The sequence below is a fragment of the Roseibium aggregatum genome (assembly GCF_017309185.1).
GTDB lineage: Bacteria > Pseudomonadota > Alphaproteobacteria > Rhizobiales > Stappiaceae > Roseibium > Roseibium aggregatum_B.
On sequence record NZ_JAEKJZ010000009.1, the window covers coordinates 1 to 14,697 of the forward strand.

Here is a 14,697-nt window from a genome sequence, read left to right on the forward strand (position 1 = left end):
AAGATCAGCGTACCTGCGTAACCCTTACTTAAACCAACAAAACCCCAAAAGGCTCCATTAGTCCGCAAGGCCAACGCCGCCTACGCTTCCCTTCCTTCAATACCAAATTGTCAAAGAACCATTCGCAAGTCACGAATGCGGCCGTTAAGAGGCCTTCAACCAAAGACGTCAAACCTCAATCCGTTTCCGGATCTCATGGAAGAATTTGTCTGGTAGGACCGACAGAATGCAACGCCGCGATGGCGGCGACGCCGTCGATGGAGGGCGTTATACGCAGGGCCCGATCCGGAGTCAACAGACTTTGTCAAAAAAGATTCACAGAACGAAATGCTGCGGGAATCCGCTCGCGCTATCAGGTGGTTATAGGCGTTCCCTGCGTTTTGAGCGGACAAAAAGCGGCAGACTGATAAGACTGACAACAGGGCCTCGAAAAATGACATATCCTCACCGCGGAAATGCCGCATGAAAGAGACCGCGCATGACCATAGAACGGACAAATTTCGAATTTACGCAAAAAATCGGGCTTTGGCCTTTGGTCGAGACCGGTGGGCAGCCGGTTGGAAACAATTGACCTTTTTAATCAAACACTGCATTTAGCAGGTTCTGTTTTAGACGGACGCCGTCCTTCGGTTTCCTCTTGTGTCATGCGCAAGCAGGAATAGACGGCCCGCAAGCGACATGGGGAACCGGACAGGACAAATGCATTTTGGCCCTTTCCATAGCTCTCAAACCATTCGCGTCGAGCTCGGCGATGAACCGCCGCTTCGCGGCTATGAGGGACGCAGCGGTTTGTCGGAGCGGCGACAGGTCTCTCTGCGCTGGCTGACGGGAACCGTTTTGACCGGCGTCACATCGCTGGTGCTCATGGGCGGCGCTCTGATGGCCGCGCTCGACGGTCAGTACAGCGTCGAAGCCGCCCCGTCCTCCGACGCCTACCTGAATGACTTCGGATCTTCCGGTGGCAGCGGTCGCAAGGGCGACCGGATCCTCAAGACCACGGCCGAATATTCCAGCAAGCATGTCATCGACGTCAATGTCGTGACGCGCGAAGGCGGCAAGGAGTATATCGGCGTCCGCCCTCACATCTTCGTCAGCGCGACCCTCGCGACGCGAAAGGACCCGGAGCTCGCAGACCGTATTCCGGCCTTCAATCCCATGAACATGTTCGCCGACAACCAGGACGAGGATTTTGCGCCGGGCACCGACGATGTCCAGACCTCACTGATTGCCGATTCGCTTTACGGGGCGAAGCTGGAAAACGAAGTCAGCATCAGTCTCGCGCCCTTTCCGGAATTCAGCTCCGAAATCGATCCGGATCAGACACCGTCGGAAGCCGCGGTTGAATTGAAGGTGCGCGAAATCGCAAGAACCCTGTCCCTGGACACGGTCGAGACCGCCGCCAAGAACCTGGTCGATCCGGGCCGGTTCGACTTCAATCTCGCCCTGCAGCCGGATCTTGAGCGCTATGCGGTTCGCATCACGCCCGAAAACGTCTCCTTTGTCTCCAAGCGGGACGAGGAAATCCGATTTGCCGGAATGGACGAAAGCATCGTTCCGGTCACGGAAGACCAGGATCTCGTCAATGTCCTGCTGGACTATGAGGCGACGGAGACCGAAGCCCAGTCGATTGCCTCCGCGTTCGAGACCGTTTTCGGCGTGACCGGCCTGTCTGACGGACAGCGGCTTCGGATCGCTTACGCTCCCTCGCCCGACGATCTGGACCGGATGCGTCCCGAACGCATCAGTCTCTACACCAACACCAGTCACGAGGCGACCGTCGCCCGCTCCGACAACGGCGACTATATTGCCGCGGAGGAGCCGAGCAACTTCCTTGCCGACGCTTTCGCGGAAGCCGACCGCGTCTCTTACGGCGGACCGACCCCGGCAATCTACGACAGCCTGTACCAGACCGCCCTCGAGCAGGACATGCCTGAAGAGATCATCGACGACCTGGTGCGCATGTTCTCCTTCGACGTCGATTTCAACGCGCGCGTCCAACCCGGCGATTCGCTCGACCTCTTCTTCACCGAGGGAGACGACGACAATGCGCCGAAGATCCTTTATGCGGCGCTGAACACGGGCAGCACCAAGCGCGAGTTCTATCGCTACCGGACCCCCGACGACGGGGTCACCGACTTCTACGACGCCTCCGGCCAGAGCGCGAAGAAGTTCCTGATCCGCAAACCCGTGAACGGTGGCAAATTCCGCTCCGGGTTCGGCATGCGCCGTCATCCGATCTACAAATACACCAAGTTCCACCGGGGCGTGGACTGGGCGGCGGCACGCGGCACGCCGATCCTGGCGGCGGGCAACGGCACGATCGCCAAGGCGGGCTGGTCTTCCGGTTACGGCCGCCGCATCGAATTGCGCCACACCAACGGCTACACCACCACCTACAATCACATGTCAGGCTTCGCAAAGGGCATGAAGGAAGGCGTGCGGGTGTCTCAGGGCCAGGTCATCGGCTATATCGGATCGACAGGCCTGTCGACCGGTCCGCACCTTCACTACGAAGTCCTCGTCAATGGTCGCTACGTCGATCCGATGCGGATCAAGCTGCCCAAGGGGCGCACGCTCGAAGGGGAGATGCGCGCCTCTTTCGAAGCGGAGCGCTACCGCGTGGACGCACTGCTCGACCGGGCACGCAAGCCTTCGCGTCTCGCCGCCGTCAACTGACGGACAGTCATCCGGAGGATCCGGTCCCGAAATCAAGAAGCCTGCGGGGAAGGATCCCCGCAGGCTTTTTTCATTATAAGGAAAGAGACCTGCCTCAGGCCGCGGCACTTTCCGTTCCGGCGACCTGGAACGCCAGCCGGTCGCCCCCCGCCGAAACATTGACGGTCTGACCGTCCAGAATGTCGCCGGCGAGCAGTTTTTCGGCCAGGGGATCCTGCAGATCCTTCTGGATCACCCGTTTGAGCGGACGCGCGCCATAGGCGGGCTCGTAGCCCTTTTGCGCCAGCCATCCGAGTGCGCTGTCGTCCAGGGTGAGCGTGATCTTACGGTCGGCAAGCAAAGACCGCAGACGTTCCAGCTGGATCTTGACGATATCGGACATCTGCTCGCGCTGCAGGCGATGGAACAGCACGATCTCGTCGAGCCTGTTGAGGAACTCCGGCCGGAAGTGACCGCGCACCACCGCCATCACCTCGTCCCTGACCGCGTCCGAATCCTGTCCTTCCGGCTGGTTGACCAGGAATTCGGCACCGAGGTTCGAGGTCATGATGATCAGCGTGTTGCGGAAATCGACCGTCCGGCCCTGACCGTCGGTCAGCCGGCCGTCATCGAGCACCTGCAGGAGCACGTTGAAGACGTCGCCATGCGCCTTTTCGATCTCGTCGAACAGGACCACCTGGTAGGGCCGCCGGCGAACCGCTTCCGTCAGCGCTCCACCTTCCTCGTAACCGACATAGCCCGGAGGTGCGCCGATCAGACGGGCCACGGAGTGCTTCTCCATGAACTCCGACATGTCGATGCGCACCATCGCGCTGTCGTCGTCGAACAGGAAGCTGGCGAGCGCCTTGGTCAGTTCCGTCTTGCCGACCCCTGTCGGTCCCAAGAACATGAACGAGCCGATCGGCCTGTTCGGATCCTGAAGCCCGGCACGGGCCCGGCGGACGGCGGTCGCGACCGCATGAATAGCCTCTGCCTGCCCGACAACGCGATCAGCCAGAACATCTTCCATCCTGAGCAGTTTTTCCCGCTCGCCTTCCAGCATCTTGTCGACGGGAATGCCTGTCCATTTCGAGACGACCTGGGCGATATGGGACGGTGTTACCGCCTCATCCACCATGGCGTCCTTGTCTTCGGAGGCTTCCGCTTCGCTCAACTTCCGTTCCAGATCGGGCACCACGCCATAGGCGAGTTCGCCGGCCTTGGCGAGGTCGCCGCGGCGCTGTGCGATCTCCAGATCGATCCGCGCCTGTTCCAGCTGTTCCTTGATCTTCTGTTCCAGGTTCAGCTTTTCCTTTTCACCGAGCCAGCGGCTGGTCAGAGCCTGCGATTTTTCTTCAAGGTCCGTCAGCTCCTTTTCGAGCTTGACCAGACGGTCCCTGGAGGCTTCGTCGCTTTCCGCGTTCAACGCTTCCCGCTCGATCTTGAGCTGGATGATGCGCCGGTCCAGTTCGTCCAGCTCTTCCGGCTTGGAGTCCACCTGCATCCGCAAACGGCTGGCCGCCTCGTCCATGAGGTCGATCGCCTTGTCCGGCAGAAACCGGTCGGTGATGTAACGGTTGGACAGCGATGCCGCCGAAACAATGGCCGAATCCGTGATCCGGACACCGTGATGGAGCTCGTATTTTTCCTTGATCCCGCGCAGGATCGAAACCGTGTCCTCAACCGTCGGCTCGCTGACGAACACCGGCTGGAACCGCCGGGCGAGCGCGGCGTCCTTTTCCACGTGCTTGCGGTACTCATCGAGGGTCGTTGCGCCGACACAGTGAAGCTCGCCTCTGGCCAGTGCCGGTTTCAAGAGGTTGGAGGCATCCATGGCCCCATCCGCCTTGCCAGCACCCACAAGCGTGTGCATCTCGTCGATGAACAGGATGATCTTTCCCGCCGCCGCTTCGACCTCCGAAAGAATGGCCTTCAGGCGCTCCTCGAATTCACCGCGGTACTTGGCGCCCGCTATGAGGGCGCCCATGTCGAGCGCGAGAAGCTGCTTGTCCTTGAGCGACTCCGGAACGTCGCCATTGACGATCCTGAGCGCCAGGCCTTCCGCGATCGCGGTCTTGCCGACCCCGGGCTCGCCGATCAGCACCGGATTGTTCTTCGTCCGGCGCGACAACACCTGAATCGTCCGGCGGATCTCCTCTTCGCGCCCGATAACGGGATCGAGCTTGCCGTCCCGCGCGACCTGGGTCAGATCCCGGGCATATTTCTTCAAGGCGTCATACTGGTTTTCAGCGGTCGCACTGTCCGCCGTCCGTCCCTGACGCAACTGATTGATCGCCTCATTGAGAGCGTTGGGGGTTACGCCGTGGCGCTTCAAGAGCTTGCCTGCTTCGCAGTCGCCGTCCATGGCGAGCGCAAGCAGCAGACGCTCGACGGTAACGAAACTGTCGCCCGCCTTGTCCGCGATTTTCTCGGCCTGCTCGAACAGGCGCGCTGTCGCTTGATGCATATAAAGCTGGCCGGCACCCCCGGATACCTTCGGCATCTTGTCGAGAACGCCTTCAAGGTCACCCTGAAGAGCCTTCACCTGACCGCCGGCCCGCTCGATCAGGCCGCTCGCCATCCCTTCCGGATCGTCCAGAAGCACTTTCAGGATATGTTCGGGCGTGAACTGCTGGTGGCCCCGCCCCAACGCAAAGGTTTGAGCTGACTGGATAAATCCTCGGGCACGCTCGGTATATTTTTCAAAGTTCATAAGTTACCTCCTACCCGTTCGCACCACCCGAAGCGTGGGGAACGTTTTTGGATTCGGACCCCTGAGATGGGCATCCGCGCAGGCTTTCAAGACAGCGTCCCGAAGCCGCATGTCTAATATAGTGTTGCAAATTCACAACAAAAGCCCCTCCGCAACAAAAGCGCCACACAATGAAAAACGGCGCCCGAAAGGACGCCGTTTTGCCATTTTCAACTTGATTGAAGCTGACTATTCGCTCGCCGGCGCCGCTTCCGCAGCCGTTTCCTCGGCGGATTTCGTCCGGCGGGGACGTGCGGTCCTGCGGCGGGGTTTCGGCTTTTGCTCCTCGTCGGAATCGTCCGCGCTTTCCGGCGAGGCCTCGCTGCCTTCCGCCGCCCCCTCCGATGAGGCATCCGCGGCTGCCCGCCGCGGGGTTCTCGACCGGGTTGTCCGGGCACGGCGGCGCGGCTTGTCGTCCGCCTCCGCGTCATCGCTCTCGGCCTTTTTCCCCGACCCGTTCACCTGGCCTTCCTGGTCGATCACCGGCATGTCCTCGATAAAGGGCTGCGGGCTGTCGGCATCGACGACATCGGCCTCGGAGGACGCCGCTTCCGGTACCGGGCGTTCGGCCCCGTTTGTGGAACCGGACCCGTTGACGGCGCCGTTTTCATAGCTCTCTTCCGCATCGCTGCGCGCGGACGGCTGCACGGCAGGCTGTTGCTGCGGCTGCGCCGCGGCCACGATACGAAGATAGTGTTCGGCGTGCTGATTGTAGTTTTCGAACATCACCCGGTCGCCGGATGCCTGGGCATCGCGTGCAAGCTGCTGATACTTCTCCGCGATATGCATGGCCGTGCCACGGATTTTCACATCAGGACCGTTCGATTCGTAAGTCCGGGTTAACGGGTTAGGACCCTTCCGGCCCCTTCCGCGCATGCGTTTATTGCTTTGATTTCCTGGTCTCATCCTGCCGTTTTCTCTTGCGGAACGGCGGTCAGCCTAGTGCTGACCCAACATCGGAATTGCCTAAAACCGACACGAAATACCTGCCGAAACCAACAATGCTGGTTCGCGGCTGTCATTGAAAACACACGCAGCGCGATAACGGCCGTCGGCCAACGCTCTTGTCTTTTTCCTCGACAGTCCGAAACACCGGAAACTCCGATTTGCGACGGTGTCCATGTCACGGAAAACGTGACTGGCCCCATGCTGCCGGATGCATATGCCCCACTGAACCTGCTAACATCTCCGGTCTCGGCGAGTTGAACCTACCCGTTTCCGTTCCGATTTCCAAGTGCTTTTTCACCTTAGGATTAAATCCGCACCATTATTGGCCCCGCGCGGTGACAACACGGTCCTTTCCGGCAAGATCCTTAATGATTTCAATCTCGCCAAACCCATGCTGGTGCAGCAGTATTTTCACTTCGGCAGCTTGATCGAAGCCGATCTCAAGGCCGATTCGCCCTCCCGGACGCAGGATCCTCACCGCATCCGGAACGATCTTGAGATACGCCTCAAGCCCCCCTTCCCCACCGTCAAGCGCCAGCGCCGGATCGTGCCGGATCACCTCCGGCGAAAGCTCCGCCAGCGTCGCGCTCCGAATATAGGGCGGGTTGCTGACGACCCAGTCGAAACCGGGAGCAAGGGCGCTTGCGTAATCCGCGCACAAGGGAAAAAACCGCGTCTCGACACCGTTGAGTTCGGCGTTTTGCCGGGCGCAGCACAGCGCCTGCGGAGACAGATCGACCGCAACCGCGTGGCAGTTCGGACGCTCCGCCAGAAGCGAAACGGCAATCGCGCCCGTGCCGGTTCCGATATCGCAGACAAGACCGGGCCCGTCCGCGGCTGATCGCTCCAGAACCGCCTCAACGAGAATTTCGGTATCCGGCCGCGGCTCCAGGGTCGCCGCGTTGAGCAGAAAACGGCGGCCGAAGAACTCCCGCTCTCCGAGGATGCGCCCCACGGGCATTCCCTTCAGACGGCACGCGGCGTAGCTCTCCGCCCTGGATACCCCTTCGGCGGCGACGGCGTCCTTGTCTCTCAGGACCAGATCGGACAACGAGATGTCCAAAGCCGCACCGACCAGCAATCTGGCATCCAGATCCGCCGTCGGCAGGCCATGGGAACGAAAGCGGTCCCGGATCAGCCTGTAGAGCTCTCCGGTACGCATGCTCAAGCGTCTTCCGAAGCCAGCAGATTTGCCTGATGGTCCATGGTCAGCGCGTCGATCACCTCGCCCAGGGCTTCGCCCGCGACGATCTGCTCCAGCTTGTAGAGCGTCAGCCCGATGCGATGATCGGTGACCCGGCCCTGCGGGTAATTATAGGTTCGGATGCGCTCGGAACGGTCGCCGGATCCGACCTGAAGCCGGCGGGCCTCCGTCCGCTCGCTCGCCGCCCGTTCCCGTTCCTCGTCGTAGATGCGGGCGCGCAAAAGCTGCATGGCGCGCGCCTTGTTCTTGTGCTGGGAGCGCTCGTCCTGCACGGCCACCACGATCCCGGTCGGGATGTGGGTGATGCGAACCGCGGAATCGGTCGTGTTGACATGCTGCCCGCCGGCGCCGGACGCCCGGAACGTATCGATACGCAGATCGCTGTCCTGAACATCGACATCGACATCTTCCGCCTGAGGCAGAACCGCGACGGTCGCGGCGGAGGTGTGAATGCGTCCGCCCGATTCCGTTGCCGGCACGCGTTGCACCCTGTGAACCCCGGACTCGAATTTCAGTTTGGCGAACACATTGTCTCCGGAGACCGTGGCGATCACTTCCTTGTAGCCTCCGACCTCGCCCTCGCTCGCCGACAGGATTTCGACCTTCCAGCGCTGCAGTTCGGCAAAGCGCTGGTACATGCGGAAGAGATCTCCGGCAAACAGCGCCGCCTCGTCGCCTCCGGTCCCGGCGCGCACTTCCAGAATGGCATCGTTGGAATCCGCCTCGTCCTTCGGCAGGAGACCGATCTGCACGTCTTGGGTCAGCACCTCGACGCGGCCGGCGAGTTCGTCGCGCTCCATTTCCGCCAGTTCGCGCATTTCCGCGTCGATCTCCGGATCGTCGATCAGCGCCTGCGCACCGGCGAGGTCACCCTCGGCCTTCAGCAGCGCGCGGATGTTCGCAACCAAAGGCTCCAGGCCGGCATATTCGCGCGAAAGTTTTACGTAAGCGTCCGGATCGGGATTGGCCGACATCATGTGTTCGATCTCGGAAAACCGGTCCAGCAGATTATCCAGTTTGTGACGCGCCAGCATACGCGCTGATACTCCCAAGTAGCCCTTTTTCGGGGTGGTTGAGCCCAAGAGGGCTAAAGCGCAACGTCTGTCTCTTCGGCGAACCGCTTGAGAACGTCGCGAATATTGCGGTCGTCGTGCCCGAGTTCGAGCCGGGGCAGGAGACGGGCGGAAAGCCGCCCCGCGTCGAGTGTGCGCAACATGGCCTTGACCGGTCCCAGAGCCGCAGGCGCCATGGAAAGATCCCTGAAACCGAGACCCACCAGCGCCATGGCCTCCAAAGGACGCCCGGCCAGTTCGCCGCACAGGGTCACCGGCACATGCATCTTATTTGCGGCGTCGACGATGGATTTCAAGGCCCTGAGAAAGCCGACGCTCAACGGATCGAAACGGTCGGCGACACGGGTATTCCCCCGGTCCACCGCACAAAAGAACTGAAACAGATCGTTCGAACCGACCGACACGAAGTCCACATGCTCCATCAGTTCCTCAAGCTGGAACAGCAGAGAGGGAACCTCGATCATGAGACCCAGCCGGATGTTTTCCGGGATCGCGTGCCCATGACGGCGCAGATGCTTGATTTCCTTGTCGACCAGGGCCTTGGCCTGCAGGAATTCCCTGACTTCCGCCACCATGGGAAACATCAGTTTCAGATCCCGTCCCGCCGCCGCATGCAAAAGCGCGCGGATCTGGGTGCGCAGCAGTCCGGGCCGGTCGAGACCAAGCCGGAGCGCGCGCCAGCCCATCGCCGGGTTTTCTTCCTGGATCGCCCGCAGATAGGGAAGAACCTTGTCGCCGCCGATATCGAGCGAGCGGAAGGTCACGGGTCTTTCGCCGGCCGCGTCCAGGATCTGGGTATACTGGGACAGCTGCTCGCGCATACGCGGGAAAGACGAGGCCACCATGAACTGCAATTCTGTGCGGAACAGGCCGACGCCAGCGGCGCCGGACTCTTCCAGGTGCGGCAGGTCGACCAGAAGGCCCGCATTCATCTGCAGCGTGAATTCCACGCCGTCTTTCGTAACAGACGGCTTGGTGCGCAAGCGCCGGTACTGGGCCTGCCGGCGGGCGCGGAACCGCACCTTTTCGGCATAGGCATTCTCCAGATCGGCAGCCGGGCGCAGGTGCACCTCGCCGGTATCGCCATCCACGATAATCGCGTCGCCGCCATCGGCGAGACTGACAATCTCGTCCACCTGCCCGACCGTCGGAATCCCGAGCGCCCGCGCCACGATAGTGACATGACCGGTCGGGCCGCCTTCCTCCAGAACCAGAGCGCGAATCCGGTCGCGGCCGTAGTCCAGAAGCTCCGCCGCCCCCATGTTGCGGCCGACGATGATGGCGTCCTGGGGCAATTCGGAGACCCCCGGCCCGTGTTCCCGGCCCATCAGTTCCCGGATCAGGCGGTGCGCCAGATCGTCGAGATCGTGCAGGCGTTCGCGCAGGTACGGGTCCGTCTGGCGCAACATCCGCGCCCGTGTGTCGCTCTGCACCTTCTCGACGGCGGCCTCGGCGGTCAGACCGTTCTTGATCGCTTCCTCGATCTTTCGGATCCAGCCGCGGTCATAGGCGAACATCCTGTAGGCCTCGAGCACCTCCCGGTGTTCGCCGGTCGCCGCGATCTCCCCGCTGGCCAGCAAGTCGTCGATGGACAGTCTGAGCCGGTTGATGGCCGCTTCGAGACGCGCCTTCTCGCGGTCGCTGTCCTCGGCGATCAGGTTGGTGACGACGACCCGCGGCTCGTGCAGAACCACATGTCCAAGCCCGACCCCTTCGGAGAGACCGGCGCCCTTCGCGGAAATCGGCCGGGACAGATCGAGACCGGTGGCCTTTTGGGCGATCGCCTCCAATTCTCCGGCCGCGACCATTTCGGCGATCACCATCGCCGTGGTCTGCAGGGCTTCGACCTCGTCTTCCAGATAGGTGCGGTGCGACTGGTTCTGCACCACGAGCACCCCGAGGGTGCGGCCGGCCCGCAGGATCGGCACGCCGAGGAAGGAATTATAGGCTTCCTCCCCGGTTTCCGGCAGATAGGCGAAGCCCGGATGGGCGCTGGCGTTGGGAAGGTTGAGCGGGCGGGCCTCGGCGGCGATCAGGCCGACAAGACCCTGTCCGACCCTCAGAGACGCATTGTGAACAGCTTCGCGCTTGAGCCCTTCCGTTGCATAAAGTTCAAGTACGCCATCGGCGCGCAGGATATAAACCGAACAGACCTCCGCGACCACATTCGCGGCGATCAGCACCACAATTTTATCGAGTCGCTCTTGCGCCGTGATCGGCTCCGCCATGACTTCGCGGAGCCGGCGGAGCAGTAGGCGCGGTCCGGCTAAGTTGCTGCGCATTGCGCCCCCGTTCGATCCCGCCTTTCAGACAAGCTCCGTCCGTCTTTTTCAACCGGAACCCGCTTGCCGGATAGACTATCCGTCTAACCCGTATAGCGAATGGAGAGTCCGCACTGCAAGTTCCGCGTAAGCGGAATCGATGAGGACGGAGATTTTGATCTCCGAGGTCGTGATGGCGCGAATGTTGATTCCCTTGGACGCAAGACCACGGAAACACTGGGCCGCGATACCGGCGTGGGAGCGCATTCCGATGCCGATGACCGAGACTTTGACCACATCGGTCGCGCCTTCCAGGTTCTGGAAACCGATCTCTTCGCGATTGTCTTCTAGCACCGCCTTGGCGCGCTGGAAGTCGCTTTCCGGAACGGTGAAGGTGATGTCCGTAGTCTTGCCATCAGGCGAAATGTTCTGAACAATCATGTCCACGTTGATATTGGCGTCCGCCAGCGGTCCGAACACGGTTTCGGCAACGCCCGGCTTATCGGCCACGTCACGGATTGAGATCTGGGCTTCGTCCTTGGCATAGGCAATGCCGGTGACAACCTGCTGTTCCACGAGTTCATCCTCGTCGCAAATAAGAGTACCAATCGGAAGGCCGTTATGGCCGACCTGCGCTTCGTCCGGATCGTCGAAACTGGAGCGCACGAACGTTCTGACGCCATGGACCATCGCCATCTCGACGGACCGGACCTGCAGAACCTTCGCGCCAAGCGAGGCCATTTCGAGCATCTCCTCGAACGACACGCGGTCCAGACGCCTGGCCTTTGGCACAATCCGCGGGTCGGTCGTGTAGACGCCGTCCACATCCGTATAGATATCGCAGCGGTCCGCCTTGATCGCGGCCGCAACGGCGACGGCGCTGGTATCGGACCCGCCCCGGCCGAGCGTCGCGATCCGATTGTCCGGCGCGATGCCCTGAAAACCGGCCAGAACCGCGACCTGCCCCTGATCCAGCCGCTCGGTCAGAAACCCGGCGTCGATCTCGCGGATGCGCGCGGCACCGTGATTTTCGTCCGTCTTGATGGGAACCTGCCAGCCCTGCCAGGAGCGGGCGTTGACGCCCATGTCCTGCAGCACGATCGCCAGCAGGCCGGACGTGACCTGCTCGCCGGACGCAACGACGGCGTCATATTCGCGGGCATCGTGAAGCGGCGAAGCATTGCGGCAGAATTCCACCAGTTTGTTGGTCTGTCCGGCCATGGCCGAGACCACGACCGCAACCTGATGACCGGCATCCACTTCCCGTTTGACATGGCGCGCGACGTTGCGGATGCGATCGAGATCGGCAACCGAAGTCCCGCCAAATTTTAAAACCAGTCGGGCCATACCACTCGTAATCTTTTTGTCGTGTCTGAAGGCGCTCGAAACGCCGGATGGATCGGCGCACATGCATACAGGCAGTCTCCGGTTGCTGCAACTGGCTCCCTTGACAAATAGGCCTGGACCTTGGATCGAAACCCAGGCGCGTTAAATCCCAGTGGAGAACGCGATGAATATTGCCCAACAAGGAGATCGTCCCATGACAGGCAGGGCCGAACAGACCACAGGCACGATCGATAGCGGCGAGGTCGCCCGCTTCTCGGCAATGGCCGAGGAATGGTGGGACCCGACCGGCAAATTCAAACCGCTGCACAAATTCAATCCGGTGCGACTGGCGTACATCAAACAGGAAGTGTGCCGCCAGTTCGGCCGCGATCCGAACGCGGCCGACGCTTTCAAGGGATTGCGCTTTCTCGATATCGGCTGCGGCGGCGGGCTCTTGAGCGAGCCGATGGCCCGGCTGGGGGCCGAGGTTGTCGGCGCGGATCCGTCCGAGACCAACATCCGCATCGCCAACCTTCACATGCAGGGCTCCGGCCTCCGGATCGACTACCGCGCCGAGTCCGCCGAAGCGCTCGCGGCGGCCGGGGAAAGCTTCGATGTCGTGCTCAACATGGAGGTCGTGGAACACGTCGCCGATGTGCCGCTGTTCCTCGAAACGACCGCCGGCATGGTCCGTCCGGGCGGTTTGATGTTCGTTGCGACCATCAATCGCACCATGAAGGCCTATGCTCTGGCCATTGTCGGCGCGGAGTACGTCCTGCGCTGGCTGCCAAAGGGAACCCATAACTACGAGAAGCTGGTGCGGCCCGCGGAAATCGAGGCTCCGCTCGCCAACGCGGGCCTGAAGATCGTCGACCGAACCGGCGTCAGTTACAATCCGCTGACCGACAGCTGGGCCCGGTCCCGGGACATGGACGTGAACTACATGCTTCTGGCGGAACGGGAAAAAGACATCGAATGAGTGACCCGATCGTCTTCGTTCCCGGCCTCTTGTGCACCGAAACTCTGTTTGCATCTCAGATCGCGGCCTTCGCCGACCGTCCGATCATGGTGGCGAACCATCGCGAGCACGACAGCATCGCGGCGATTGCGGCAAGCGTGCTGGAAGGCGCGCCCGGGCGGTTTTCGCTGATCGGACTGTCCATGGGAGGCTACATCGCCATGGAAATTCTCCGACAGGCGCCGGAGCGGGTCGCAAGACTTGCCCTGATCGATACCAGCGCCCGGCCGGACACGCCGGAACAGACTCAAAGACGAAAGTTTCTGGCAGATCTCACGCGCAAGAAGGGCTTTAACAAGGTGCCGCCCCTTCTTTTTCCGGGGTTCGTGCACGAGAGGAACGAAGACAACGAAGACCTGAAGGCGGTCTTGAAAGAGATGGCCATGGAAACCGGACCGGAGGCTTTCATCCGCCAGCAGACCGCCATCATGAACCGGATCGACTCGCGCCCCGGTCTTCAGCGGATCGCCTGTCCGGCGACCGTCTTGGTGGGCGAAGGGGACCGGCTGACACCGCCTGAATTCGCGGAAGAAATTCACCGGCTCATACCGGGCAGCGAGCTTGAGGTTCTCCAGGAGGCCGGACATCTGTCTCCACTGGAAACGCCGAATGAAGTCACCTCGGTGCTAAGGCGTTTCCTGAACCGCACCTGATGCGATATACTTCCTTCCGGATGCAGAAAAAAATCTTGCAACTTTGATCCCTGTCAAGGAACTGCCTTGAAATCGGGATATGGTGGCGAGATTCCAGGAAACAGAAGCTTCAGGTGAGGCGCAATCGGGTATCGGTGACCGCATTGGGGGAATGCAGTCATCACGCCGGATAGATCAAAAGCTTAGCCGGAAAACCGGGACCGGTATCCAGCATATCTGTGGAAGAGCGGTGAGCCATCTGCAGCGTGGGAGCAGAGACGCCGCACCAGAAAACGCTAGCAAGCGGAGGATAATTCATGCCGACAAAACGCGAGCCGGGTGCATTCGATTTCACTTCGATGATGCCTGAGTGGCAAATTCCGTCTTTTTCAAACTGGGCTTTTGCCGAGCGCGAAGACCGCATCGAGGCAAAGACCGTCGCCGGTTTTCAGAAGATCGGTCAGACCATCTGGTCGCACGCCGAAAAGGCCTTTGACGATCACATGAACTTCGTCAGCCACCGGTTTCACGAGGACTTTGAATGCTTCAAGTCCCTGAGCCAGTGCACCGCGCCGGAGGAAACGATGGCGACGCTGCAGGAGTTCTATTCAAAAATGGCGACTGAATATCAGGAGCATTTCGAGAAGCAGGCCGCCCTTTTCCGCGACAGTTTCTCCGAAAATGCCGCCGCTATGGAAGAGTTCAACGAAACCACGATGGAAAGCGTCGGCGAACTGAGCAAGGCTGCCGAGGAAAACCTGAAGGAAGTCAAGAAGGCAGTGACCCGCAAGTCTCCGTCGAAAGCCGCCTCCTGACCTGACGACCGCC

Annotated in this window: 10 protein-coding genes; 4 read left to right on the forward strand and 6 right to left on the reverse strand. The window is 61.1% G+C overall.

What is annotated here, in order from left to right:
• Positions 1 to 699 precede the first annotated feature (699 nt).
• The gene (locus JF539_RS26480; protein WP_207144244.1) at positions 700 to 2,676 is read left to right on the forward strand and encodes a M23 family metallopeptidase; all 1,977 of its coding nucleotides are present in this window, start codon (positions 700 to 702) and stop codon (positions 2,674 to 2,676) included.
• 94 nt (positions 2,677 to 2,770) lie between these two features.
• Here the strand turns inward: JF539_RS26480 and clpB are convergent, their stop codons facing one another.
• The 6 genes from clpB to JF539_RS26510 all read right to left on the reverse strand — a co-directional run bounded on the left by clpB (position 2,771) and on the right by JF539_RS26510 (position 12,240).
• Positions 2,771 to 5,368 carry an ATP-dependent chaperone ClpB gene (clpB, locus tag JF539_RS26485; protein WP_207144245.1) on the reverse strand — a complete coding sequence of 866 codons (2,598 nt, stop codon included), beginning with the start codon at positions 5,366 to 5,368 and terminating at the stop codon, positions 2,771 to 2,773.
• A 228-nt stretch (positions 5,369 to 5,596) separates the two neighbouring features.
• Positions 5,597 to 6,313, reverse strand: coding sequence for a DUF4167 domain-containing protein (locus JF539_RS26490; protein WP_209017619.1), 717 nt, complete (start codon positions 6,311 to 6,313; stop codon positions 5,597 to 5,599).
• Positions 6,314 to 6,674: 361 nt separating this feature from the next.
• A complete protein-coding gene (gene prmC / locus JF539_RS26495; protein WP_207144399.1) occupies positions 6,675 to 7,517 on the reverse strand; it encodes a peptide chain release factor N(5)-glutamine methyltransferase in 843 nt (280 codons plus the stop codon).
• Between the two features lie 2 nt (positions 7,518 to 7,519).
• Entirely contained in the window at positions 7,520 to 8,593 is a 1,074-nt protein-coding gene (gene prfA, locus JF539_RS26500) for a peptide chain release factor 1 (protein WP_207144247.1), read from the reverse strand.
• Positions 8,594 to 8,646: 53 nt separating this feature from the next.
• Positions 8,647 to 10,914 carry a phosphoenolpyruvate--protein phosphotransferase gene (gene ptsP, locus JF539_RS26505; protein ID WP_207144248.1) on the reverse strand — a complete coding sequence of 756 codons (2,268 nt, stop codon included), beginning with the start codon at positions 10,912 to 10,914 and terminating at the stop codon, positions 8,647 to 8,649.
• Between the two features lie 75 nt (positions 10,915 to 10,989).
• The gene (locus JF539_RS26510; RefSeq protein ID WP_207144249.1) at positions 10,990 to 12,240 is read right to left on the reverse strand and encodes an aspartate kinase; all 1,251 of its coding nucleotides are present in this window, start codon (positions 12,238 to 12,240) and stop codon (positions 10,990 to 10,992) included.
• Between the two features lie 193 nt (positions 12,241 to 12,433).
• Here JF539_RS26510 and ubiG point away from each other — a divergent pair, with 193 nt between their 5' ends.
• The 3 genes from ubiG (at position 12,434) to JF539_RS26525 (ending at position 14,684) form a co-directional block, all read left to right on the forward strand.
• Positions 12,434 to 13,198, forward strand: a complete 765-nt coding sequence (gene ubiG / locus JF539_RS26515; RefSeq protein WP_207144250.1) for a bifunctional 2-polyprenyl-6-hydroxyphenol methylase/3-demethylubiquinol 3-O-methyltransferase UbiG — start codon at positions 12,434 to 12,436, stop codon at positions 13,196 to 13,198.
• Positions 13,195 to 13,890: an alpha/beta fold hydrolase gene (locus tag JF539_RS26520; protein ID WP_207144251.1), complete on the forward strand. Its 696-nt coding sequence runs from the start codon at positions 13,195 to 13,197 to the stop codon at positions 13,888 to 13,890. Before ubiG ends, JF539_RS26520 begins: the two co-directional genes overlap by 4 nt.
• Before the next feature lie 296 nt (positions 13,891 to 14,186).
• The gene (locus tag JF539_RS26525) at positions 14,187 to 14,684 is read left to right on the forward strand and encodes a hypothetical protein (protein ID WP_207144252.1); all 498 of its coding nucleotides are present in this window, start codon (positions 14,187 to 14,189) and stop codon (positions 14,682 to 14,684) included.
• The last annotated feature ends 13 nt before the right edge of the window (positions 14,685 to 14,697 follow it).